This is a genomic window from Algoriphagus terrigena DSM 22685, from assembly GCF_000429445.1.
Lineage (GTDB): Bacteria > Bacteroidota > Bacteroidia > Cytophagales > Cyclobacteriaceae > Algoriphagus > Algoriphagus terrigena.
In genome coordinates this window covers 232,361-254,914 of the sequence record NZ_AUBW01000004.1, presented here as the reverse complement: position 1 = coordinate 254,914, position 22,554 = coordinate 232,361, and the positions used below count along the sequence as shown (strand labels likewise).

22 protein-coding genes are annotated in these 22,554 nt (G+C 47.5%); 18 read left to right on the top strand and 4 right to left on the bottom strand.

What is annotated here, in order from left to right:
- Positions 1 to 7: 7 nt before the first annotated feature.
- Positions 8 to 1,270 carry an OmpA family protein gene (locus tag G459_RS0103480; RefSeq protein ID WP_026966396.1) on the bottom strand — a complete coding sequence of 421 codons (1,263 nt, stop codon included), beginning with the start codon at positions 1,268 to 1,270 and terminating at the stop codon, positions 8 to 10.
- 166 nt (positions 1,271 to 1,436) lie between these two features.
- Here G459_RS0103480 and G459_RS0103475 point away from each other — a divergent pair, with 166 nt between their 5' ends.
- The 9 genes from G459_RS0103475 (at position 1,437) to G459_RS0103435 (ending at position 9,477) form a co-directional block, all read left to right on the top strand.
- On the top strand, positions 1,437 to 2,354 hold the full coding sequence (locus tag G459_RS0103475) for an aminopeptidase (protein WP_026966395.1): 918 nt from the start codon (positions 1,437 to 1,439) through the stop codon (positions 2,352 to 2,354).
- A 9-nt stretch (positions 2,355 to 2,363) separates the two neighbouring features.
- Positions 2,364 to 2,903 (top strand): hypoxanthine phosphoribosyltransferase, encoded by a 540-nt coding sequence (hpt, locus tag G459_RS0103470; protein WP_026966394.1) that lies wholly within the window; start codon positions 2,364 to 2,366, stop codon positions 2,901 to 2,903.
- Between the two features lie 14 nt (positions 2,904 to 2,917).
- The gene (locus G459_RS0103465; protein WP_026966393.1) at positions 2,918 to 3,490 is read left to right on the top strand and encodes an adenylate kinase; all 573 of its coding nucleotides are present in this window, start codon (positions 2,918 to 2,920) and stop codon (positions 3,488 to 3,490) included.
- A gap of 76 nt (positions 3,491 to 3,566) precedes the next feature.
- Complete coding sequence (obgE, locus tag G459_RS0103460; protein ID WP_026966392.1) at positions 3,567 to 4,559, top strand: GTPase ObgE; 993 nt, start codon at positions 3,567 to 3,569, stop codon at positions 4,557 to 4,559.
- Between the two features lie 77 nt (positions 4,560 to 4,636).
- The gene (locus tag G459_RS0103455) at positions 4,637 to 5,194 is read left to right on the top strand and encodes a nucleotide exchange factor GrpE (protein WP_026966391.1); all 558 of its coding nucleotides are present in this window, start codon (positions 4,637 to 4,639) and stop codon (positions 5,192 to 5,194) included.
- Between the two features lie 7 nt (positions 5,195 to 5,201).
- Positions 5,202 to 6,308, top strand: coding sequence for a molecular chaperone DnaJ (gene dnaJ / locus G459_RS0103450; protein WP_026966390.1), 1,107 nt, complete (start codon positions 5,202 to 5,204; stop codon positions 6,306 to 6,308).
- A gap of 80 nt (positions 6,309 to 6,388) precedes the next feature.
- The gene (locus G459_RS0103445; RefSeq protein WP_026966389.1) at positions 6,389 to 7,273 is read left to right on the top strand and encodes a hypothetical protein; all 885 of its coding nucleotides are present in this window, start codon (positions 6,389 to 6,391) and stop codon (positions 7,271 to 7,273) included.
- Between the two features lie 7 nt (positions 7,274 to 7,280).
- Complete coding sequence (locus G459_RS0103440) at positions 7,281 to 8,174, top strand: ABC transporter ATP-binding protein (RefSeq protein WP_026966388.1); 894 nt, start codon at positions 7,281 to 7,283, stop codon at positions 8,172 to 8,174.
- Positions 8,167 to 9,477 carry an ABC transporter permease gene (locus G459_RS0103435; protein ID WP_026966387.1) on the top strand — a complete coding sequence of 437 codons (1,311 nt, stop codon included), beginning with the start codon at positions 8,167 to 8,169 and terminating at the stop codon, positions 9,475 to 9,477. The genes G459_RS0103440 and G459_RS0103435 overlap by 8 nt, the downstream gene beginning before the upstream one ends.
- A gap of 68 nt (positions 9,478 to 9,545) precedes the next feature.
- Here G459_RS0103435 and G459_RS0103430 read toward each other — a convergent pair whose 3' ends face one another.
- A complete protein-coding gene (locus G459_RS0103430) occupies positions 9,546 to 10,016 on the bottom strand; it encodes a Dps family protein (protein ID WP_026966386.1) in 471 nt (156 codons plus the stop codon).
- 234 nt (positions 10,017 to 10,250) lie between these two features.
- Between G459_RS0103430 and G459_RS0103425 the strand changes: the two genes are divergently transcribed.
- Both G459_RS0103425 and G459_RS0103420 read left to right on the top strand, forming a co-directional pair.
- On the top strand, positions 10,251 to 11,486 hold the full coding sequence (locus tag G459_RS0103425) for a sensor histidine kinase (protein WP_026966385.1): 1,236 nt from the start codon (positions 10,251 to 10,253) through the stop codon (positions 11,484 to 11,486).
- Between the two features lie 266 nt (positions 11,487 to 11,752).
- The gene (locus G459_RS0103420) at positions 11,753 to 13,333 is read left to right on the top strand and encodes a peptide chain release factor 3 (protein ID WP_026966384.1); all 1,581 of its coding nucleotides are present in this window, start codon (positions 11,753 to 11,755) and stop codon (positions 13,331 to 13,333) included.
- A gap of 45 nt (positions 13,334 to 13,378) precedes the next feature.
- Here G459_RS0103420 and G459_RS26710 read toward each other — a convergent pair whose 3' ends face one another.
- Positions 13,379 to 14,353, bottom strand: coding sequence for a metallophosphoesterase family protein (locus G459_RS26710; protein WP_051315050.1), 975 nt, complete (start codon positions 14,351 to 14,353; stop codon positions 13,379 to 13,381).
- A gap of 83 nt (positions 14,354 to 14,436) precedes the next feature.
- On the bottom strand, positions 14,437 to 16,062 hold the full coding sequence (gene ade / locus G459_RS0103410; protein WP_026966383.1) for an adenine deaminase: 1,626 nt from the start codon (positions 16,060 to 16,062) through the stop codon (positions 14,437 to 14,439).
- A 131-nt stretch (positions 16,063 to 16,193) separates the two neighbouring features.
- Here ade and cmk point away from each other — a divergent pair, with 131 nt between their 5' ends.
- From cmk to nqrE, 7 genes are all read left to right on the top strand, one after another.
- The gene (cmk, locus tag G459_RS0103405; protein WP_026966382.1) at positions 16,194 to 16,898 is read left to right on the top strand and encodes a (d)CMP kinase; all 705 of its coding nucleotides are present in this window, start codon (positions 16,194 to 16,196) and stop codon (positions 16,896 to 16,898) included.
- Positions 16,882 to 17,778 (top strand): 4-hydroxy-3-methylbut-2-enyl diphosphate reductase, encoded by an 897-nt coding sequence (locus G459_RS0103400; RefSeq protein WP_026966381.1) that lies wholly within the window; start codon positions 16,882 to 16,884, stop codon positions 17,776 to 17,778. Before cmk ends, G459_RS0103400 begins: the two co-directional genes overlap by 17 nt.
- Positions 17,779 to 17,898: 120 nt before the next feature.
- Positions 17,899 to 19,248 carry a Na(+)-translocating NADH-quinone reductase subunit A gene (locus G459_RS0103395; RefSeq protein ID WP_026966380.1) on the top strand — a complete coding sequence of 450 codons (1,350 nt, stop codon included), beginning with the start codon at positions 17,899 to 17,901 and terminating at the stop codon, positions 19,246 to 19,248.
- Positions 19,249 to 19,251: 3 nt separating this feature from the next.
- On the top strand, positions 19,252 to 20,454 hold the full coding sequence (locus G459_RS0103390) for an NADH:ubiquinone reductase (Na(+)-transporting) subunit B (protein ID WP_026966379.1): 1,203 nt from the start codon (positions 19,252 to 19,254) through the stop codon (positions 20,452 to 20,454).
- Positions 20,441 to 21,196, top strand: a complete 756-nt coding sequence (gene nqrC, locus G459_RS0103385) for an NADH:ubiquinone reductase (Na(+)-transporting) subunit C (RefSeq protein ID WP_026966378.1) — start codon at positions 20,441 to 20,443, stop codon at positions 21,194 to 21,196. Before G459_RS0103390 ends, nqrC begins: the two co-directional genes overlap by 14 nt.
- Before the next feature lie 30 nt (positions 21,197 to 21,226).
- A complete protein-coding gene (locus G459_RS0103380) occupies positions 21,227 to 21,910 on the top strand; it encodes an NADH:ubiquinone reductase (Na(+)-transporting) subunit D (RefSeq protein ID WP_026966377.1) in 684 nt (227 codons plus the stop codon).
- A 15-nt stretch (positions 21,911 to 21,925) separates the two neighbouring features.
- Complete coding sequence (gene nqrE, locus G459_RS0103375) at positions 21,926 to 22,537, top strand: NADH:ubiquinone reductase (Na(+)-transporting) subunit E (RefSeq protein WP_026966376.1); 612 nt, start codon at positions 21,926 to 21,928, stop codon at positions 22,535 to 22,537.
- The last annotated feature ends 17 nt before the right edge of the window (positions 22,538 to 22,554 follow it).

Below are 22,554 nucleotides of genomic sequence, written 5' to 3'. Positions count from 1 at the left end.
TTGACTCTTATTTGATTTCGAAGCTTGCTCTTCTTGCCATTTGGCGAGCATCTGCAGAAGCTTTGTCCACTGAAGTATCTTCGCCATATCCTTTGTAAGAAAGTCTTGAAGCATCCACTCCAGAAGCGACTAGGAGATCGTATACCGCTTTTGCTCTTGATTCAGACAACTTGATGTTGTAGTCTTCAGGGCCCAATTCGTCAGCATAACCTTTGATTTCCACTTTAACTCCAGGATTTCTTTTCAGGAAGTTTGACACGTACTGTGCAGCACTTACAGAGTATCCAAGTGGTTTGGAGCTGTCGAATGCGTAGTAAACGTTTACATAACCGTCATTGATGGCCTTCTTCATGTAGTCGATTTCCTCACGGATTTCCTCAACTGGGCAACCTCCTGTAGAAGCAGGGCCAGGAAGGAATGGACACTTGTCTACGTGATCAGGCGAGCCATCGCCATCAGAATCAAGAGTAGTACCAGACGAGTTTACTCTAGCTCCCACTGGAGTGTTTGGTTCTTTATCCAAATAATCTGGAACGCCGTCACCGTCAGAATCCTTCAGCATATCCTTGATGCCGTTGATCTGAGTAGCAAGCTCCTCTTTAGTAGCATATTTATCTGCGGCGATATACCAGTCAGCATGCTGTTCTGCTTTTCCAAGATAGAAGTTCAAGCCAAGTGTACCTGACCACCAAGTACCGTTAGCACCGTATGGATAAGAATCCAAAGAATTTCCATCAAAAGAAACGGACTGACGACCGTTAAGAACGGTGGAAATATCCCCAACTAATGCTACTCGGTTGCCTAGTTTTACCTGGGGAGTAATACCGAAAATTATCGTATAAACATCGTCTTTGAAATCATTGAATGTGCCTTCTTGAGGGCTTACTTTTCCGATACCGGCACCACCATGCATCAACAATCCAAATGATCTGGTGAATGATTCAAAGTTCATGATTCGGCCGATGTTGGCGACACCTTGAAGATCAAGTCTGTTGTACTTGGTTTCAAAAGAAGGGCTTTCTCCTTCTACCTCTTTGAAAGATCCGAGTCCGTAATCCAACTTTACACCGAATTTCTCATTGAACATGTAACGCACGCCGAAATCCACGTGGCCAAGGTTCAGGGTTGGAGAAAGATAGCCCGTAGTCATTGGAGCCATCGGTTTGTTGAATCCACCAGTGGCCTCAAGGGACCACTTGTTGAAGTCCTGGCCGTTAGCAGCTACTGCCAAGGCGCCAGCCATAATTGTAGATAGTATTAGTTTTTTCATGAGGAAAAAAATTTGTTCAGTTTATTTAAGTGATTGATCGATGTGAATAGCAAATTTATAAACTTTTAACTTACTGCAAACCTAGATGAATAATTTAATTCTCTATTGCCGTTTTGAACTGGATCGTCGTTTTTTGCAGAAATCTTTAAATTAATGTACATAATTAATGCCAAAATGGAAACTTTTATTTGATATTCTTGGAATTCCAAGTGTATCGGGAGATGAATTTTTGATTAGCCAAACTATTCATAAGTACATCTTGCAACGGATGGATGCTTGGAGGGTTTCTCCGGAAATCTATTATGGCGAAGAATTTCACGACTGTATTCTGCTCAAATTTGGTAGTCCCGCGACAGCGATTTTTGCCCACGTGGATACTATCGGCTTTATGTCTCGATATGAAAATCAACTAGTTACGATTGGTGGTCCTGAGTTGATATCCGGTGTAAAACTGTTAGGAAGCGATAGCTTGGGGGAGATTAGGTGTGGGTTAATAGTGGACGAGGATTTGGTGTTTCACGATTTTCCCAGGGGGATTGATCCCGGCACCAGGCTTTCATTTGAGCAAAATATCCGGTTGGACGAGGAATTTATCCAAGCAGCCTACTTAGACAACCGTCTGGGTGTCTTTTCAGCGCTGAAGGTCTGTGAAACTTTAGAAAATGGTTGGGTAGTTTTTTCCACATACGAAGAGCATGGTGGGGGAAGCATGCCGCACCTTTTGAGATTTATTCAAGAAAATGCGCCGATTAAGCAGGCTTTGATCTCTGACATCACGTGGATCACCGAGGGCATCAGGCATCACCAAGGTGTGGTTTTGTCCATTCGCGATAAGTATATTCCAAGAAAAGCATTTTTGGACAGGGTGATTAGTATTGCGAAATCGAGCGGGATTCCCTTTCAGCTAGAGGTTGAAGCCTATGGTGGGAGTGATGGACGGGAAGTCCAGTTTTCGCCTTATGCCATCGACTGGTGTTTTGTCGGGGCGGCGGAAGATCACGTCCATACGCCAAACGAGAAGGTCTCGCTGTTTGACATTGAGTGTATGATCCAGATGCACCGGGTACTGATGGAAAAGCTTTAATTTGAGGATATGAAAAATGTAGTCGTTAAAGATCTCCCGTTTGAGTTATTGATTTCCGCCGAAGAGATACAAAGCCGTTTGGCGGATTTGGGTAAGGAAATCGCAGGCGATTTCTTTGGACAGGACCTAGTTCTTTTAGGCGTTTTGAACGGGTCATTTATAGTATTGGCGGATTTGGCAAGAGCGATTGATCTTCCTTTAACTGTCGAATTTTTGAAAATTTCCTCCTATGCTGGGACGATGACCACCGGCGAGGTGAAGTCTCTGCTAGGATTATCTGCCGATCTTGCCGGGAAAAATGTGGTAATAGTTGAAGATATCGTAGATACCGGGATAAGCATGAAATATTTGATTTCAGAGCTTTCCAAGCACAATCCGAAGTGTCTCCGCATCGCTACTTTGTTGTTCAAGAAGGAAGCATTCAGGTTTAATTACCGGTTGGATTATGTGGGTTTTGAAATTCCCAATAAATTTGTCATCGGCTACGGGCTGGATTATGATGGGTTTGGACGAAACTTACCCGACCTGTATCAATTGAGTAAAATATAAAAATGACCTCTGGAATGCTGAATATAGTTCTGTTTGGACCTCCGGGTGCGGGTAAAGGCACTCAAAGTGAAAAGTTAATTCAGAAATACGGGCTGACTCATCTATCTACCGGAGATCTCTTCCGAAAACATTTGGGCGAAGGGACTGAACTGGGCAAGCTCGCGCGAACTTACATGGATCAGGGCCATCTTGTGCCTGATGAAGTGGTGATCGGTATGGTGGAGGACAAAATCGCCAACTCGAAAGATAGCAAGGGTTTTATTTTTGACGGGTTTCCTAGAACTACCGCACAGGCTGAGGCGCTGGGTGCCATGCTCTCCAAGAATGGCATGAGAATATCAGGAATGATCGCCTTGGAGGTTCCGCACGACGTTTTGCGGGAGCGAATCAAGGAAAGAGGAAAAACTTCGAACCGCGTCGACGATCAGGATGAGGAGAAAATCAACACACGAATAAAGGTGTATCTGGATGAGACGTTGCCAGTGGCAAAATACTACGAAAATCAAGGTAAATTTAAGAATGTCAACGGAGTAGGGGAGATTGAGGAGATTTTTAATGAGATATCAAGCGTTATTGATAGCTACTGATTCACTTCAAATTCCTAATTTTGCATCACCAAGACTTGGCTAGGCTTTCGGGCTTAGCCTTTTTCTTTCTCATACAATGGCAGATTCCAACTTCATCGATTACGTAAAATTCTGTTCCCGATCCGGTGCCGGAGGGGCAGGTTCGGTTCACTTCAGACGTGAAAAACACGTCCCGAAAGGGGGACCGGATGGAGGCGACGGCGGTCGTGGCGGACATATTATCGTCCGGGGAAATGCCCAACACTGGACACTTTTACACCTTAAATATAAGAAGCACGTCATCGCCGAATCAGGCAAAGGTGGCGAAGGTGGCCGTAGAACCGGTGCCGAAGGCAAGGATGTGATCTTGGATGTTCCCCTCGGCACGATTGCCAAAGACGCAGAAACCGGCGAAAAGCGCTTCGAGATCACCGAAGACGGACAGGAAGTCATCCTGACTCTGGGCGGAAGAGGCGGACTTGGGAATGACCATTTCAAATCGGCCACGAATCAAGCGCCACATTTTGCCCAGACCGGCGAACCGGGCATTGAAGAGTGGATTATTCTGGAGCTGAAGCTATTGGCTGACGTCGGCTTGGTTGGGTTCCCCAATGCAGGCAAATCTACGCTGCTATCCTCGATTTCGGCCGCAAGACCAGAGATTGGCGATTATCCTTTTACGACGCTTGTTCCCAATTTGGGCGTGGTCGCTTATCGGGGCGATGCTTCATTTGTGATGGCCGACATTCCTGGGATCATCGAGGGCGCTGCGGAAGGCAAAGGGCTCGGAATTCGGTTTTTGAGACACATCGAGCGCAATTCCATCTTGCTGTTCATGATCCCGGCGGACGCTCCCAGCATTCGGGAGCAATATCGGATCCTGCTCGGAGAGCTGGAGAAATACAACCCTGAACTGTTGGATAAAAAGCGGATTCTGGCCATCTCCAAGGCAGATATGCTAGACGAGGATCTGATGAGGGAAATGGAGCAGGAAGTTCCTAAGGATTTACCGTTCGTATTTATTTCGTCAGTGAGCCAATACAATCTGGACAAGCTTAAGGATCTGATCTGGCAGTCAATTCACGCTTGACAAGTGTCACTTTGGCAGAAAATCCGTTCTGGCAAAGTCATTGAGATGCTCGACACACCAACTATTGCCTAATTTCTATGAAAAATAAAGAACAAGTGGATCAAGAATTAAACAATGAATCCGAGGAACAACTTCTGGAAGCGACGCCGCAAAATGGAGGTGAGACCTCTATGGACGCCGAAATCAAAGAGGCTAAACTTGAGGCAGAGGTTGCAGAATTGAAAGACAAATACCTCAGACTATATTCTGATTTCGAAAATTTCAGGAAGCGAACCTCAAAAGAACGCCTCGACCTGATCACGACCGCGTCCGAAGACGTATTGAAAGACCTCATTCCGGTAGTGGACGATTTTGAAAGGGCTTTCAAAGCTTCTGAAGGAGAAACCGATCTCGCCAAAATCAGCGAGGGAAATCAGCTGATTTTTCATAAACTGGTCAGAATCCTTGAAGCAAAAGGACTGAAGGTCATGGGAGATTTGGTTGGAAAACCTTTCAACCCCGATACGCAGGAGGCGATTACGCAGATACCAGCCCCATCGGAAGAAATGAAAGGAAAAGTGATAGACGTGATAGAAAAAGGCTACACGCTCGGCGAAAAGGTCGTGAGATACGCCAAGGTGGTAACCGGAGCATAACAATATTATGGCAAAAAGAGATTACTACGAGATTCTGGGCGTTTCCAAATCTGCGAGCGCGGAGGAAATCAAAAAGGCCTATCGAAAGATGGCAATCCAGTATCACCCGGATAAAAATCCAGACAATCCTGAAGCTGAAGATAAATTTAAGGAAGCTGCTGAGGCATACGAGGTGCTGAGCAATGCCGACAAAAAAGCCAGATACGATCAGTTCGGTCACCAAGGGCTTGGAGGCAACGGCGGATACAGCGGTGGCGGTATGAACATGGAGGATATCTTCTCCCAGTTCGGAGACATCTTCGGTGGCGGCGGATTTGGATCTTTCTTTGGCGGTGGAGGCGGTGGTCGACGCACTAAAAAAGGAACTAACCTACGTGTCAAACTGAAGCTGAATCTTCAGGAAATCGCCAATGGCGTAGAGAAAAAAATCAAAGTCAAGCGACATATCGTTGCCGCTGGCGTTACCTTCAAAACCTGCTCAGCCTGCCAAGGTTCCGGTCAGGTGAAGAAAGTCGTCAACACGATGCTCGGTCAAATGGTCTCCGCGAGCACATGCGCAGTATGCGGTGGCAACGGACAGATCGTGGACAAGAAGCCAGCTGAGGCGGACTCACGGGGATTGATTGTGAAAGAGGAAGTAATCTCCATCAATATTCCCGGAGGCGTGGGCGAAGGTATGCAGCTGAGCATGTCTGGCAAAGGAAATGAAACTCCCGGCGGGATTCCCGGTGATTTGCTTATCGTGATCGAGGAAGCCGAGGACGAAGTGCTGCAGCGTGAAGGAAATAACGTGATTTATGATCTGCATGTATCCTTCGTAGATGCGGCATTGGGCGCATCCATCGAAGTGCCTACGATCGATGGCAAGGTGAAAATCAAAATCGATCCAGGTACCCAAGGTGGAAAAATGCTCCGTCTGAAGGGAAAGGGAATTAAAGATATCAACGGATACACCCGTGGAGACCAATTGATCATGGTGAACATTTGGACACCAACGGAGCTTTCCAGGGAAGAAAAGAATGTGCTCGAGTCGTTGAGAGCCTCCGAGAACTTCAAGCCCGATCCGGGGAAACAGGACAAGTCATTCTTCGATAAGATGAAGGAGTTTTTCTAAAAAGCTGAAAGCCGGAAGTGATTCCGGCTTTTTTTATATTTTTAAAAAACCTTTTGAAAGGCCCCGCGTAACCTATCCGTATGCTTAAAAAACTGTGTCTGCTCATATTCTGGATCACGGTGGAGACGATTCCCGCTCAGGCACAGTTTGTAAAAGAGTATAAAGTGACCGAGCGAAAAGGCTATGAGATGGTCTATCTCAACTTTTCTTCCTACAAAAGTCTCACCCAGCTCAAGCGGGTGGTTTCTTCCGACCCGATTTACATCCATGGACACCTGCTGAAGTCCAATATTCTCCCGGATTTCAAATATTCCATCCATCACAATATGCTCGATGCCAAGCTGGTGCATAAGAATGTGGAGTCAGACAATCTCGGCAAAAGCATCACTTCCAAACTTTTCTCGGACAACACCGACTTTGACCATTCTTGGGACCTGGGTTTGTCTTCTAACTTTTTATACGATCTCGATTTCAATTTAGGAGTCGGAAATTCAAACTTTGACCTAGCCCAGATCGCGGTTTCGAAGCTCAAAGTAAAGAGCGCCAGCGCGGATGTGAAGATCCACTACGGAATATCGGTCCCCAATCAGGTGGAGATGGATACCCTACTGGTGACTTTGAATATGGGTGTGGTTGAAATCGTGGATGCCAACTATACCAACTCCCGCAAGATGATCATCGAGGTCAACTACGGGAAGATCAAGCTGAACTACAGTGACGGCTTGGCAAACTCCTGCCAGGTGATTGCCGCAGTGAGTGGCGGAAGCATTCACCTGACGCTTCCTCCTGAGTCTACTCCTGTCAAGATCAGGATGAAAACCACCCCGATGTGCCGAACCGTTTTTCCCAAACATCTCAGATCAATCGACAAGGAAACCTACGTCACCAAAGGATACAAGGCGTCAGACCCCAGGCTATTGGAGCTGATTTTGGACGTGGGAGTCGGCTCGATCACCATCGAATAAACCAGCAATGCTTCAGATTACTCAGATAAACAAATCCTACGAAAATCACAGGGCATTAACCGACGTCGATCTTTTTGTGCCAAAGGGAAAGATTTTCGGACTTTTGGGACCAAACGGCGCCGGCAAGACTACCCTCATCCGCATCGTCAATCAAATCATTGAACAAGACAGTGGATCGGTCGAATTGGATGGTAAAAAGCTCTCCCCCGATGATATCCGAAAAATCGGGTATCTACCCGAGGAGCGCGGTCTTTATAAAAAAATGAAGGTTTGGGATCAGCTGATCTACTTTTCCAGGCTCAAAGGATTAGGAGAAAGTGAAGCCAAGATCCAAATCAAACATTGGTTGGAAAAGCTGGATATCGCCTCCTGGGGTGACAAAAAGATCGAAGACCTGTCCAAAGGCATGGCGCAAAAAGTGCAGTTCATTTCCACGATCGTGCACAGGCCGTCACTGGTGATTTTGGATGAGCCGTTTTCGGGATTTGATCCGGTAAATGCAGAAATCATCAAAAACGAGATTTTGGAACTGAGGGAAAAGGGGACCACAATCATCCTGAGTACGCACCGGATGGAGTCCGTGGAGTTGCTCTGCGACCAAGTCGCCATGATCAATCGGTCGCGGAAGATTCTGGACGGTACGATCAGAGAAGTGAAGATGAGTTTCCGCCCGGAGGTTTTCAAGGTGGCGCTATCCCATGTCAAGAAAGACCTGCCCCAGGAGTGGATTCCAAGATACTCAGATGAGGCTTGGGAGTTTACCTTGCCGCTGTCTGGCAAGACGCCGAATCAGTTGCTCTCCGAGTTGATGGAATACGGGGAAGTCATGTTGTTCAAAGAGTTGATTCCCAGCATGGAGGAGATTTTTATTCATCAGGTAAAAGCGTCAGCAAATGGGTAAGATTTTACTGGTCATTCAACGCGAGTATCTGGCTCGCGTCAAAAAGAAATCATTTTTGATCGCCACGATTTTGACCCCTTTGATTTTCCCGGCCATTATGGGCGTATTTGTCTGGATTGCTGTGGAAGAAAAAGACAGCCAGTCGCTTCGAATCATCGAAGTGATCGATGAGACAGATCTGTTTTTCATGGAGAGTTCGGAGCAGTACGCCTTCACCTCGTCGGTCGATGACCCGGAGATTGCCAAGAAAATGGTTCAGGACGGGGAGCGCTACGGCTTTCTGCATATCCCCAAGATAGATATCAAGAGTCCAGAGGGAATTCAGTTTTACGGAGTAGAGAATCCCAGCCTGACCCTGATGGGGTATCTGGAGGGGGCCTTAAAGCGGAAAATTGAAGATCAAAAGCTCTTTGCTCAGGGAATTGACCCCAAGGTATTGAAGGAGATCCGCACGGATGTGTCGATTCAATCGATCACTTTGGGTGAAGAAGGAGAGGAAAAAATCAACAATGCCAACGTCAACTACGCGATTGGGTTCCTCGCCGGAATTCTAATCTACATCTTCATCTTCGTCTATGGCAATCAGATCATGCAGGGTGTGATCGAAGAGAAGTCGACGCGGATCGTCGAGATCCTGATTTCATCCTTGAAGCCATTCCAGCTGATGATGGGCAAGATCGTCGGCATCGGAGCAGTGGGATTGACGCAGTTTTTGATTTGGGTGGTGCTGATCGGGACGCTCTCGTCGATCGTGATGGGTGTGTTGGGCATGCAGATGCCGCAGCAGCAGGCCATGGAGATGGCCAATCCCGAGTTTGCCCAAGCCGCGCCTGATTCCAGTGAGTTGGCGGATATAATGGCTGTGATCAGCGGGATAGACTTTGTGGCTTTGGTAGCATGTTTTGTCATTTATTTCCTCGGAGGGTTCTTGCTTTATGGATCGCTGTTTGCCGCGATAGGATCTGCAGTGGATTCGCCGTCCGATGCGCAGCAGTTCATGTTTCCGATCACGATTCCTTTGATTGTGGCCTATATGGGCTTGTTTGTATTTGTGCTGCAAGATCCCACCAGTACCACGTCATTTTGGCTTTCCGTGATTCCGCTGACTTCGCCGATAGCGATGATGGGGCGGATAAGTTACGGAGTTCCGTTTTGGGAGTTGGCGCTGTCGATGGGACTGCTGATCGGCGGGTTTTTGTTCACCACTTGGTTGGCTGGGAAGATATACCGAATAGGAATCCTCATGCACGGAACGAAGCCAACGTACAAGATCCTTTGGAAATGGATCAAAACTAGCCAGTGAAAAATATCAAATCTTTGTCCTTGGCTTTGAAAGCAAAAAAAATCCCGGTCTTGGCCGGGATTTTTATCTTATCGCAAGTATGCCGAAAGCATCCAGACGACTTTTTCTTTTTCGGTGATAAAGTCACTCATCAGGGAGACCGTGCCTTCATCACCTGCTTCACCGGCAGCTTCGAGGATCTTTCGCTCCAGGCCGAGCAGATCATTTTGATTGTTGCGGATGATTTCTACCATTTTCACAGCTTCTTTCACCTCTTTTGCTTCCTTGATGTCCGAATTCTCGATGTATTCGGCATAGGAAGAATAGGGTCTTTCGCCCAAAGTCAGAATTCTCTCGGCGATCGAATCGACCGCGAGATTGCCCGAAGTGTAGAGCTCTTCAAACTTGGCGTGAAGTTCGAAGAAATTTGGGCCGGCGACGTTCCAGTGGAAATTTCTCAGATTTTGATAGTAAATCTGATAGTTGGCCAGAAGCCCATTGAGTTTTTTGACCAAAGGCTTGGATTCTTTTATTTCTAATCCGATGTCGTTTGTTTTCATATGATTATTATTTGATTTTAGAGGCCCTTCTGATCACACCGGAAAGAATCCCACATGGGAGATACTCATTCCTTGTGTGATGTCCCAGTCACGGTTGATTTCATAGTATTCCTGCGTGATTGAACCTAAATTTACCGAATGCGGAGGGGAAAGGCTAACTGATAAAATCTATTTCCCACTCATACTATCAATGAAAAATAGGAGTTACTATCTCGGGAAACTCCCCCAAGTTGAATGAAAAAGCGATTCCAGGATCTTACAACCATCGATTTTTACCAGAATAGAAAACAAGTCAAGTGGCTGGTGTTTCTGGTTTCCTTTTTGATCGGTTCCGGATCGATCTGGTACACCAGCTTGTTGGTGGACGAATTGCGGGAAAGAGAAAGCCGGCAAATCCAGCTCTTGTCGGCAGCCTTGGAATATGCCGCCACGACATCAGAAAATCTGACTTTTATTAATCAGGAGATCATCCAGCAGAATCACTCGATTCCCATTATCATGGTGGATTCGGAAGGCACCCCCCTTGAATTCAGAAATATCAAATTCAAGAACAACGCCGATGGAGTCGATTCGCTGAAAACCCTGGATCGGGAACTTCTCGAAATGCAGGACGAGTACGAGCCGATCTATCTCCGGGAAGCTGACGTGCGGGTTTTCTATCGCAATTCTGAGTTGTTGACCAATCTTCGCTATTATCCTTACGTCCAACTTGCGGTGATTCTCGTATTTGGAGCTCTGGCGTACGCGCTGTTCAACCAAAGCAAGATCGCCGAGCAAAACCGCGTGTGGGCTGGACTGACCAAAGAAACCGCACACCAACTCGGCACGCCGATCGCTTCACTGATGGCTTGGATCGATTACTTGAGAAACTCTCCTGTATGGGAGGAAAATAAGGAAATCATCCAGGAAATGGACAAGGACGTGGTGAAGCTCCGGATGGTGACGGAGCGTTTCAGCAGTATCGGCAGCAAGCCGGTCATCCAACCGGGAAATCTCTACGAGGTGATCGAGGAGACAATTACTTACCTCCGGCCTAGGATTTCCACCAAAGTGGAACTGAATATCACTGCGGATTCCAAAGATCTGGACGCACTGATGAACAAGCCGCTCTTGGAATGGGTCATCGAGAATATCTGCAAAAATGCCGTTGACGCGATGAAGGGAAAGGGCGTCATCACCATCAATGTGCTGCAGGACAGCGACAAATTTGTGATCGTGGACATCACGGATACCGGCAAAGGGATCGAGAAAAAAAACCTGAAGAAAGTGTTTTACCCGGGCTTTTCAACGCGTCAGCGAGGATGGGGACTTGGCTTGACACTGGCGAAGCGCATCATCGAGGGCTATCACGGGGGGAGGATTTTTGTCAAAAGCTCTGAGCTGGGCAAAGGCACCACCTTCCGGATCATGCTTCTGGGCAATCTCGAAGACGCCTCGCAGTTTATTACAGAGGGAATACTAGAGTATTGATATTTGCGATTTTGAATTGCGATTTATGACGTCTCTCAGAACGTCCAGGCTGTTTGTATATACTTTGTGTTTCGGGAGATGCCGTAACTCTTTTTTCTAGGGTCTGGAAAAACGCTGAACTATAACGGAGCGTGCATTCATTCCATGCCCTCGTAAATCGTACTTCGTAAATCAAAACGCTGCCGTTGTTGACACGTTCCAACTTGCAACTTTACGGCCGTGTCACCCATTTTTTTCCTACCTTTGCCCGCTGAAAATCAATACCCATGAGTTTGACCGAAGAGATCAAAAAACGCAGAACCTTTGCCATCATTGCCCACCCGGATGCCGGGAAGACCACTTTGACCGAGAAGCTCTTGCTGTTTGGCGGTGCGATCCAGACTGCCGGAGCCGTGAAATCCAACAAGATCGACACGGCAACCAAGTCGGACTGGATGGAGATCGAGAAGCAACGGGGGATCTCTGTTGCTACTTCTGTCATGGGTTTTGAATACAAAGACATCAAGATCAACCTCCTCGATACGCCCGGTCACCAGGATTTCGCGGAGGATACCTATCGAACCCTGACCGCGGTCGATTCGGTGATCATGGTCATTGACTGCGTCAAAGGTGTCGAGATCCAGACCGAAAAACTGATGGAAGTCTGCCGAATGCGGAATACGCCCGTGATCTGCTTTATCAACAAACTCGACCGTGAAGGCCGCGATCCCTACGATCTACTCGATGAAGTAGAGACAAAGCTGGGAATCAGCGTGCGTCCACTTTCCTGGCCTATCGGCATGGGCAAAGGCTTCAAAGGCGTGTACAATCTCTACGAGAAAAGACTAAATCTCTTCACTCCGTCCCAGCGCAAGCTCAGCGATGACCGGCAGGAGTTTGAAAATCTCGATGATCCTCAGTTGGATGGACTGATCGGTCCGGGAAATGCTAAACAGCTTCGGGAGGACGTGGACTTGATCGAAGGAGTGTATCCGGATTTTGATGTCAACGAGTACCTGGAAGGCAAGATCGCTCCGGTGTTCTTTGGCTCGGCTGTAAATAATTTCGGGATCAATGAGATGCTCGATACGTTCATCAAGATCGCTCCCACGCCCAAAAGCCGTGAGACGGACATCCGTGAAGTGATGCCGGAGGAGAAGAAGTTCTCTGGATTTGTCTTCAAGATCCACGCAAACATGGATCCGAATCACCGGAACCGTATCGCTTTCTTGCGAATCTGCTCGGGCACTTTTGAGCGAAATAAGGCCTACAATCACGTTCGTGGACCCAAGCCTTTGCGCTTTTCCAACGTGACTCAATTTATGGCGCAGGACAAAGAAATCATCGACGAGGCATTTCCCGGAGATATTGTAGGACTTTATGATACCGGTAATCTGAAGATCGGCGATACCCTTACCGAAGGAGAAAACATGGTGTTCACGGGGATTCCAAGCTTTTCTCCAGAGATCTTCCGCGAGGTGATCAATAAGGACGCGATGAAGACCAAGCAGCTGGAGAAAGGCCTGAAGCAACTGATGGAGGAAGGCGTGGCACAGCTTTTTACCTTTGACATCGGTTCCCGAAAAGTAGTCGGCACCGTCGGCCAGCTCCAGTTTGAGGTCATCCAGTTCCGTCTGAAAAACGAATACAACGCCACGGTAGAGTTTCACCCGATGAACCTTTACAAAGCCTGCTGGATCAGCAGTACCGACAAAAAGCAGCTCGATGAATTTGTTCGCTCCAAGAGCCGCTACATCGCCAGGGACCGAAATGACAAGCTCGTCTTTATGGCTGAGTCAAAGTCCTGGCTTCAGATGGTGCAGGATAACTACCCGGATATTGAGTTTCACTTTACTTCGGAGTATTAGAGAGAAAACCCTCCAAGAGTTCGAAACTCTTGGAGGGTTTAATTTTTATCCTGTTCCCGAATTCCCGGCATTTTGCAGTTTTAGCCGCTCGTCTTCCCATCCATGGTCGATGTACTCCCATGAAAAATTCTCTCCTTGTACTTTGATCTGCACAAAGCCTTCCTTGGTGTTGTGTCTTCTTCCTTTCCATCCATTTCCTGCGATGGATCCTCCGGTGAGAAATTCAAACCGGTCATTGACCATGCCGTATTCCTTCCAGTGGATGTGGCCCTGCAGCACCAACTTTAAGTTGTGGTTTTCCAGCAATCGGAATATTTCCGGGGCGTTCTCTACTCCCACATTTCCCTGCTGCCCCTTCAGTTGCCAATGCGTACTGAGTACAGGAATATGCGTGGTGACCACAATGGGGGTATTTGGATCAGTTTTTTTGACATCGCCCGCCAGCCAATCCAGTTGTTCTGTATGGAATACACCCTTATACCCTTTGTCCTCCGTGACATCCAGGGAGTTGAGGACGATGAAATGCCAGCCCTTGTGGTCAAAGGAATAGTAGGTTCTTCCAAAATACCGCTCCCACATTCCATACTTGTAATCCGGATGATCATCGCCCTCTGGACTCTCTTCATAGATCGCAAACAGATCATGGTTTCCGATACAATTGTATACCGGCATATTAAATCCTTTGCTCATCTTCTCATAGAGGTCAAATAGCATCTCGCTTCGGGCATAATCCCCGCGCATCACATCATAGACTAGATCTCCTCCCGTAATTACAAAATCAGGATTCAATGCATTCACCTTATCGATTGCCATCTGAAAACCCAAAGGAGCGTTCATCTCGGGTTTGAGGTGAATGTCCGTCAAAAAGGAAAATTCAAAGGAGGTGTCCTTGGAGTCTTCTATTTGTTTCTCTGTCGACTTTTGGGAAGAGAACGAAAAAAATGGCATGCTGGCCATCGCCATTCCTGATGTCTGGATAAACTGTCTCCGGTTCAGGTTTTCAGGTTTTTCTTTTGCCATGGTTCGCTAGTTTTTATGGGTAGTCGTCTAAGTTCTACCCTCAAATGCTTCGGGAAAGGCCAGTCTTTTTACCATTTATTTTTTCACGAGATAAAAATATCCACAAACTCAAACCGCTGCCCATCAAACAATCCCTTATCACTCAGCTTCAATTTCGGAATGACCAGCAGCGCCATAAAGCTTAAAGTCATAAAAGGGGAATTAAGCGTGGAGCCCATTTCTTTGGCCATGCGGTCAATGCTCGTGTAAGCGGCTGCTACCTCATAGCCATCGGACGCGGACATGATTCCTCCGATTGGAAGGGGAAGAACTTCCTCCCGATCTCTGGAGACAGCAGATACGCCCCCTTTGGCTGCAATGATCAGGTTGACAGCTTTGCAGATGGATTCGTCATCCACGCCAACCGCAATTATATTGTGGGAATCATGGCCGACGGAAGAAGCAATTGCTCCCGTTTTTAGGCCAAAGTTTTTGATGAAAGCCACTGCTGGCGGCGCGTCTTGGTACCGATTGACGACGGTGATTTTTAAGAGGTCCTCGGCTGGATTTGATTCTGCGAGGCCATCTTTAATCAGTATTTCGCCTGAGATTTCCGGCGTGATCAGTTGCCCGTCCAGCGCTTCGATCACTCTGACTGTGGTGCCTTTCGCTTTAATCTGAAAGTCTTCCGGCTTTTTTATCTCGCAATTGAAATTGTTGATGAGGCCGTTTTTGATCCGCTGAATGAGTGTCTTTCCATCTTTAGCTACTTTCTCTCCATCGATATAGGTAGCGATGACTTGGAAGTCTTTCAGATCTTTGACCAGAATAAAATCAGCCGGATCTCTAACTTTTAGCTGGCCGACCGGAAGTGAATAATGGGCAATCGGATTCAGGCAAGCGGCCTGAAGTACCTTGAAGACGTCTTTGCCTTTTGCGACAGCTCGGGCAGCGAGTTCGTTGATATGCGAGACGGCGAGATTGTCCGGATGCTTATCGTCCGAGCAGAACATTATCATCCCGGGATATTCATCGATCAAATCGATCAGGGCTTCGAAGTTTTTGGCAGCGGAACCTTCACGGATGGAGATCTTCATGCCAAGCTTGATCTTGCCGAGCGCTTCGTCGTAAGTGAAGCATTCATGATCGGTGCTTGGACCTGCGGAGACGTATTTTTCTGCCAATTCTCCTTTCAAGCCAGGTGCGTGTCCATCGATGGGCTTGCCATGCTTCTGCGAAATCCGGATTTTCTCCATTACCTGAGGATCTCGGTTGACAGTGCCCGGCCAGTTCATCATCTCTGCCAAATAGAGAACTTCCGGCCGAGCTATCAAATTTTCAATGTCAGCAGCGTTGATCTCTCCACCCGCTGTCTCAAATGGAGTCGCAGGCACGCAGGATGGGGCTCCAAAGAAAAACTTAAAAGGAACCTGCCTTCCGTTTTCGATCATGTACTCGATGCCAGCCATGCCGCAGACGTTGGCGATCTCGTGCGGATCGGAGACGGTGGCCACGGTGCCGTGTACGACCGCCAGCCTAGCAAATTCGGATGGAACGAGCATCGAACTCTCCACATGGACATGCGCGTCGATAAAACCAGGCATGAGAAAGGGCAAGGCTGCATCAGGCTGGATTTCTTGAATTTGACCGATTTTTCCGTCTGCTATTTCAATGGACGCAGCATAAATTCTTCTGTTGGGAATGTCTACTAGATTTCCTTGGATCTTCATGGGAGGAGGAATAAAAATCTGTGAGGTTTGGAGCGATTAGCGGCCCCTCTATTCACGTATGGGGGAACGGTTTGGATTAAAACTACTATATTTGCCCAAAATTAAGCATCAAACCAATACAGGTTTTTTGGATGGGCAAAATCGTCATTGCTATAGATGGGTATTCAGGTTGTGGGAAGAGCTCGACAGCTAAAGCCGTAGCCAAGGATTTAGGTTTCACTTACATAGATTCGGGCGCCATGTATCGTGCAGCCACGTTACATTTTTTGAACCACTACCTCTCACCAGCCAATCCACACGATGTGGAAAAAGGGCTTAAGTCAATGGAGATTTCCTTTCACTTCAATCCGGAAACCCATCGGCAAGAAACCTATCTCAACGGCCTGAACGTGGAGGATGAAATCCGAACCATGCGGGTGTCGGAGCACGTGAGCGAAATAGCGACGATCAAAGAAATCCGTAAAGAGCTCGTGGCCCAACAACAGCGGCTGGGTAAGAAAAAAGGGGTCGTCATGGACGGCCGCGATATCGGATCGGTGGTTTTCCCAGATGCAGAACTGAAAGTATTTATGACTGCTGACTTGGAAACCAGAGCCGAAAGAAGACAACAGGAATTGTTCGAAAAAGGGGAACTGGTGGAATTGGAAGCAATAAAAACCAACTTGGCTGAGCGGGATCGCATCGATTCCTCCAGAGCCGAAAGTCCCCTCAAGAAAGTGCCGGATGCCATGGAAATCGACACGAGCAATCTCACTTTTGAGGCTCAGGTAGCGATGATTGTCCAGCTGGCAAATGAGGTCATCCAAAAGGAAAAAGACTATGCAGGTAACCATTGATAAGAATTCAGGGTACTGTTTCGGAGTCGAATTTGCCATTAAGATGGCTGAGGACGAAATGGAGAACAGCGAGCAGCTGTATTGCTTAGGCGATATCGTTCACAACGATATGGAGGTATCGCGACTGAGGGCCAAGGGTCTGGTGATCATCGACCGTGAGCAGCTGGCTGAGCTTCGCGACTGCAAAGTGCTGATCAGAGCCCATGGAGAGCCACCGGAAACTTACAAAACAGCCATCGAAAACAACATCGAGCTCATTGATGCTTCCTGTCCGGTCGTGCTTAAACTCCAGCATCGGGTCAAGAATGCCTTCGACAAGATGGAGCGTGAAGAAGGCCAGATCGTGATCTATGGTAAAAAAGGCCATGCCGAAGTCATCGGACTCACCGGTCAGACGCTGGAGAAGGCGATTGTGGTAATGGAAGAGGCTGATTTGGAAAAGATCGACTACACCCGACCGGTCACTCTTTTCAGCCAAACCACCAAAAGTACCAAGGGCTTTTACCAGCTTTCCCAGAAAATCGAAGATAGAATCAAGTTGGCCAAGGGAGAGGTCAATGAGGTGGATTTCAATGCCAACGATTCGATCTGCCGACAAGTGTCCAACAGAGAGCCTCAGCTTCAGCGCTTTGCGCGGGAGAATGACGTGATCCTCTTTGTCTCTGGGAAGAAAAGCTCCAATGGAAAGGCGCTGTATCAAGTTTGCCAAATCGAAAATCCAAGGAGCTATTTCATCGAAAATGAGACAGAATTGGATCCTGAATGGCTGAAACCAGACGACAAGGTCGGGATTTGCGGTGCCACGTCAACTCCCATGTGGCTCATGGAGCAGGTCAAAACCCATGTGGAAGGACTGGGAGAAATCATGCTTCATGCCTGAAATTCACCGCCTGTCCACCTATTCAAATGTTCGAACAATTAATGTGACATACACTCCAATTCAAAAGGTTTTTCTTTAGATTTGGGGCGTTTTTCAAAAGCTCATAGTTCAAAAATAGATATGTCTAAAATAGTGAAGCTTAAGAAAGGATTCGATATGAAGCTGGTTGGAAAGGCTCCTCTGGAGATCGCCAACTTGGCGGCTTCGCAGACCTTCGCAATTAAGCCGACAGACTTCCCGGGGATTCAACGTCCCAAAGTCCTTGTCAATGAAGGGGATACGGTCAAAGCCGGTACGCCCATCCTGATCGACAAAGCCATGGATCAGGTGATCTATGCAGCGCCGGTTTCCGGTGAGATTGTAGAAATCAAAAGAGGAGAGAAAAGAAAGCTTCTTGAGATTAAGATTCTCGCTGACCAGACGATCACCCATGAAAATTTTGGAAAAATTGACCTTAACCAGGATCGCGACGCCCTAGCTGCCAAGCTGGCTTCAACTGGAGTTTGGCCAAATATCATCCAGAGACCTTTTGGGATCGTGGCAAATCCGGCAGACAGTCCGAAAGCTATTTTCATCTCTGCTTTTGACACGCATCCTTTGGCTCCTGATTATGGATTCACACTTCAGGGACAGGAGAGTTTCTTCCAAGCGGGAATTGATGCGTTGGCGAAATTAACCAAAGGCAAAGTTCATCTCAATGTGGATGGGGCTAAGCCCGCGGCGGCTGTATTTTCCGGAGTGAAGAATGCGCAGATCAACCAGTTTTCCGGCCCTCACCCGGCAGGTAACGTCGGCGTGCAGATCCACCACTTGGACCCAATCAACAAAGGCGACTTGGTTTGGACGGTAAGTCCAGCTGGAGTAGTTCAGATTGGCAAGGCCGTGCTGCAAGGAATCTATGATGCTTCGAAGACGATTGCATTGACCGGTTCGGAGCTTACGAAGGCAGGATACGTGAAGACCTTCGTCGGCGCCAATGTCGCTTCTTTTGTCAAAGGAAATCTGAATTCAGGCCACGTTCGAGTGATCTCCGGCAACGTGTTGACTGGCGAGAAAATCAATCTCGATGGACACCTTGGCTTCTATCACAATCAAATCACGGTCATCCCTGAGGGTGACTACGAGGAATTCCTCGGATGGATCAAGCCTTCCACTGCCAAACTGAGCTTTCACAAGGCCTTGGGGATGTTTTCCTTTCTCAACAAAGGAGAGTTCAAGGTCGATACCAATACACACGGCGAAGAGAGACCGTTCGTAGTCTCCGGGGTATTTGAAAAAGTACTTCCGATGGATATCCTACCTACCTACCTTTTCAAAGCCATTGTCGCAGAAGACTTTGACGAAATGGAGGAACTGGGTCTGTATGAGCTCGTGGAGGAAGATGTAGCACTTTGCGAATTTGTGGATCCTTCTAAGAATGAGATACAGGGGTTGGTAAGACACGGGATTGAATTATTAATGTATAGTTAAGATATGAAGGCATTAAAAGACCTCTTTGATAACCTAAAGCCAAACTTTGAAAAGGGCGGTAAATGGGAAAAGTATCATACCCTGTATGAAGGGCATAGAACCATCGTTTTTGCTCCTGACTTGACGACTAAAGCGAAAGGTGCTCAGATTAAAGATGCGACCGATCTGAAGCGTGTGATGATCACGGTGGTGATTGCGATGATCCCGACCTTGTTGTTTGGGATACTGAATGTAGGCGAGCAGCATTTCTTGGCAGTAGGCGAGGAAGCTACTTGGATGGACAAAGCACTCTTTGGCGCCATGTCAGTGTTGCCAATCTTGATCGTTTCTTACGGTGTCGGATTGCTGACTGAATTCATCTTCTGCGTGGTGCGCAATCACCCGATTAGTGAAGGATACTTGGTTTCCGGGATGTTGATCGCCTTGGTGATGCCTCCTCACGTGCCGCTTTGGCAGGTAGCGCTGGCGACGATCTTTGCGGTAGTCATCGGTAAGGAAGTATTTGGCGGCACAGGGATGAACATCCTCAACGTAGCAATGACAGCCAGAGCATTCCTTTATTTCGCGTATCCAGCGGATATTTCAGGAGACCAAGTGTGGACTTATTTTGCTGACAAAGCACCGGTTGACGGATTCTCCGGAGCGACGGCGCTTTCAGTTGTGTACGACGCGGGAGTTAGAGAAGTAAATGCTGTCGAAGCTCTAAATGAACACAATTCGATCATAGGCGATGGGTTATATAGCTTGTCAAATATGTTTATGGGCTGGATCCCAGGATCTATCGGGGAGACTTCGACTTTGATGTGCTTGATCGGTGCGGTGATCTTGATCGCGACTGGTGTCGGAAGCTGGAAGATCATTGTTTCTGGTTTTGCAGGAGCATATGTGATGGGTTTGGTAATGAACCTCTTGGCAGTGAATGAATACATGGCCCTGCCCCCAGAGTACCATTGGGTAATGGGTGGTTTGGCATTTGGTATTGTCTTTATGGCTACTGATCCAGTGTCTGCCGCTCAGACTGAGACAGGAAAGTGGATTTACGGATTCCTGATCGGTGTATTCACGATCATCATCCGTGTCACCAACCCCGCCTACCCTGAGGGGATCATGCTGGCCGTTCTGTTTATGAACGTCGTGGCGCCATTGATCGATTATTATGTAGTAAAAGCAAATAAAACAAGGAGGTTACAACGTGCGACAGTCTAATACTTATGTAATTGTTTATTCCGCAGTTTTGACCGTTATCCTGGGACTTTTGCTCTCAGGTTCGGCTCAGATCTTGGGTCCAAGACAGCAGGAAGCCATCGCTTTGGACAAGAAGAAGCAGATATTGGGTGCGGTGATCAGTGCGGAAGAAATTGCCGCGATGACGCCCGATCAGGTAAACGAATTCTATTCGAAAAGAATCGCCTCCAGCGTAGTGGACATCAACGGTCAGGAGATTACTGAGGGTGGTGTAACTGCGGAGAAAGTGGAAATCGCAAAAGACTATAAAAAACCGGCTGACCAGAGAGCGTATCCGGTGTTTATCTACCACGCAGACGGCAATCCTGACGATGTGGAGTCCTACATTTTCCCTCTTTACGGAGCGGGTCTTTGGGATGCGATCTGGGGATATATCGCCTTGGACACAGATATGAATACCATCGGGGGCATCACCTTGGCTCACGCTGGGGAAACTCCGGGTTTGGGTGCTAGAATCACCGAAGGTGAAGTCCAGTCCAGGTATGTTGGTAAGAAGATCTTTGACGAATCGGGTGAGCTGGTTGCCGTGCAGATGATGAAAGGCGAAGGCAAGGATTATTCTTCCGACGAGCATAAAGTAGACGGAATGTCGGGAGCGACGATAACCGGAAACGGAGTCAACAATATGCTCAAAGCATACCTTGGTCACTACGAAGCCTACATCAAAGCGAAGTCTTCCTCTACAGCTGTAGCTGGTCTTTAAATCATTTTCAACTCAACTAATTCAAATAAAATGAGTGCTGAAACTTTAGAAAAAGCGATCGCGAAGAAGCCGGCGGAAGCGCTGCTTTCCAAGCGAAGAAAGAAATTGGTAGCTGATCCTTTGGTAGATGAAAACCCAATTACCATTCAGGTTCTGGGAATTTGTTCTGCCTTGGCGGTGACTACACAGATGCAGCCGACCTTGGTTATGGCGATTTCTGTAACCTTCGTTGTGGCATTGTCCAACTTCGTGATCTCCTTGATGAGAAATACGATCCCCTCCCGAGTTAGAATCATCGTCCAGTTGGCAGTCGTTGCGACTTTGGTGACTTTGGTAAGTGAGGTGCTGAAGGCGTTCGCCTACGACATGTACAAAGAGCTATCCGTATTCATCGGCTTGATCATCACCAACTGTATCGTAATGGGACGTTTGGAGGCTTTTGCCATGGGTAATAAGCCTTACGATTCCATGTTGGATGGATTGGGCTCTGCTTTGGGTTATTCTTGGATCATCTTGACTGTAGCATTCTTTAGAGAGCTTTGGGGTTCAGGATCGGTATTTGGAATCAAGGTATTTGACTTCCTTTCCGGCTTGATTGGCCCCGATTTCCACTTGGCAACCAATGGACTGATGGTTACTCCGGTGGGCGCATTTATCATTCTTGGACTGATCGTCTGGGTACAGCGTACCAAAACAGGCTATGTCGAACATTAATTAAGGAATAGAAAGATGGAATTATTTAGCCTTGGTATTCGGTCGATCTTTATCGACAATATGATTTTCGCTTACTTCCTTGGAATGTGCTCTTTTTTGGCCGTTTCCAAAAAGGTAAGTACGGCGATTGGTCTTGGTGCTGCAGTAGTATTCGTACTCGGCGTGACCGTCCCGTTCAACTGGATTTTGAATGAGTTTGTACTGAAAGAAGGTGCTTTGACGTGGGTTTCGGCAAGTATGGCCACCATTGATTTGTCATTTCTGAGATTCATCATGTTCATCGCTATCATTGCCGGTATCGTGCAGTTGGTAGAGATGATTGTAGAGAAATTCTCTCCGGCACTTTACGGACAGCTGGGTATTTTCCTGCCTTTGATTGCGGTAAACTGCGCGATTCTTGGAGGTTGTCTGTTCATGGCTCAAAGAGACTATACCCTTGCCGAATCAGCTGTTTACGGTTTTGGCTCCGGTGCAGGATTTATGCTGGCGATCGTGCTGCTCGCAGCTATCCGTGAGAAGTTGAAGTATTCAGCGGTGCCCAATGGTCTGAAAGGACTTGGGATCACCATGCTGTTGACAGGATTGATGGGCATAGCCTTCATGTCTTTCATGGGAATCGACCTTTGATCGAATGTTTTCTCAAG

Coding starts and splice junctions, on each gene's coding strand:
- G459_RS0103480 (WP_026966396.1), bottom strand. CDS start 1,270: ATGAAAAAACTAATACTATCTACAATTATGGCTGGCGCCTTGGCAGTA.
- G459_RS0103475 (WP_026966395.1), top strand. CDS start 1,437: ATGCCAAAATGGAAACTTTTATTTGATATTCTTGGAATTCCAAGTGTA.
- hpt (WP_026966394.1), top strand. CDS start 2,364: ATGAAAAATGTAGTCGTTAAAGATCTCCCGTTTGAGTTATTGATTTCC.
- G459_RS0103465 (WP_026966393.1), top strand. CDS start 2,918: ATGCTGAATATAGTTCTGTTTGGACCTCCGGGTGCGGGTAAAGGCACT.
- obgE (WP_026966392.1), top strand. CDS start 3,567: ATGGCAGATTCCAACTTCATCGATTACGTAAAATTCTGTTCCCGATCC.
- G459_RS0103455 (WP_026966391.1), top strand. CDS start 4,637: ATGAAAAATAAAGAACAAGTGGATCAAGAATTAAACAATGAATCCGAG.
- dnaJ (WP_026966390.1), top strand. CDS start 5,202: ATGGCAAAAAGAGATTACTACGAGATTCTGGGCGTTTCCAAATCTGCG.
- G459_RS0103445 (WP_026966389.1), top strand. CDS start 6,389: ATGCTTAAAAAACTGTGTCTGCTCATATTCTGGATCACGGTGGAGACG.
- G459_RS0103440 (WP_026966388.1), top strand. CDS start 7,281: ATGCTTCAGATTACTCAGATAAACAAATCCTACGAAAATCACAGGGCA.
- G459_RS0103435 (WP_026966387.1), top strand. CDS start 8,167: ATGGGTAAGATTTTACTGGTCATTCAACGCGAGTATCTGGCTCGCGTC.
- G459_RS0103430 (WP_026966386.1), bottom strand. CDS start 10,016: ATGAAAACAAACGACATCGGATTAGAAATAAAAGAATCCAAGCCTTTG.
- G459_RS0103425 (WP_026966385.1), top strand. CDS start 10,251: ATGAAAAAGCGATTCCAGGATCTTACAACCATCGATTTTTACCAGAAT.
- G459_RS0103420 (WP_026966384.1), top strand. CDS start 11,753: ATGAGTTTGACCGAAGAGATCAAAAAACGCAGAACCTTTGCCATCATT.
- G459_RS26710 (WP_051315050.1), bottom strand. CDS start 14,353: ATGGCAAAAGAAAAACCTGAAAACCTGAACCGGAGACAGTTTATCCAG.
- ade (WP_026966383.1), bottom strand. CDS start 16,062: ATGAAGATCCAAGGAAATCTAGTAGACATTCCCAACAGAAGAATTTAT.
- cmk (WP_026966382.1), top strand. CDS start 16,194: ATGGGCAAAATCGTCATTGCTATAGATGGGTATTCAGGTTGTGGGAAG.
- G459_RS0103400 (WP_026966381.1), top strand. CDS start 16,882: ATGCAGGTAACCATTGATAAGAATTCAGGGTACTGTTTCGGAGTCGAA.
- G459_RS0103395 (WP_026966380.1), top strand. CDS start 17,899: ATGTCTAAAATAGTGAAGCTTAAGAAAGGATTCGATATGAAGCTGGTT.
- G459_RS0103390 (WP_026966379.1), top strand. CDS start 19,252: ATGAAGGCATTAAAAGACCTCTTTGATAACCTAAAGCCAAACTTTGAA.
- G459_RS0103380 (WP_026966377.1), top strand. CDS start 21,227: ATGAGTGCTGAAACTTTAGAAAAAGCGATCGCGAAGAAGCCGGCGGAA.
- nqrE (WP_026966376.1), top strand. CDS start 21,926: ATGGAATTATTTAGCCTTGGTATTCGGTCGATCTTTATCGACAATATG.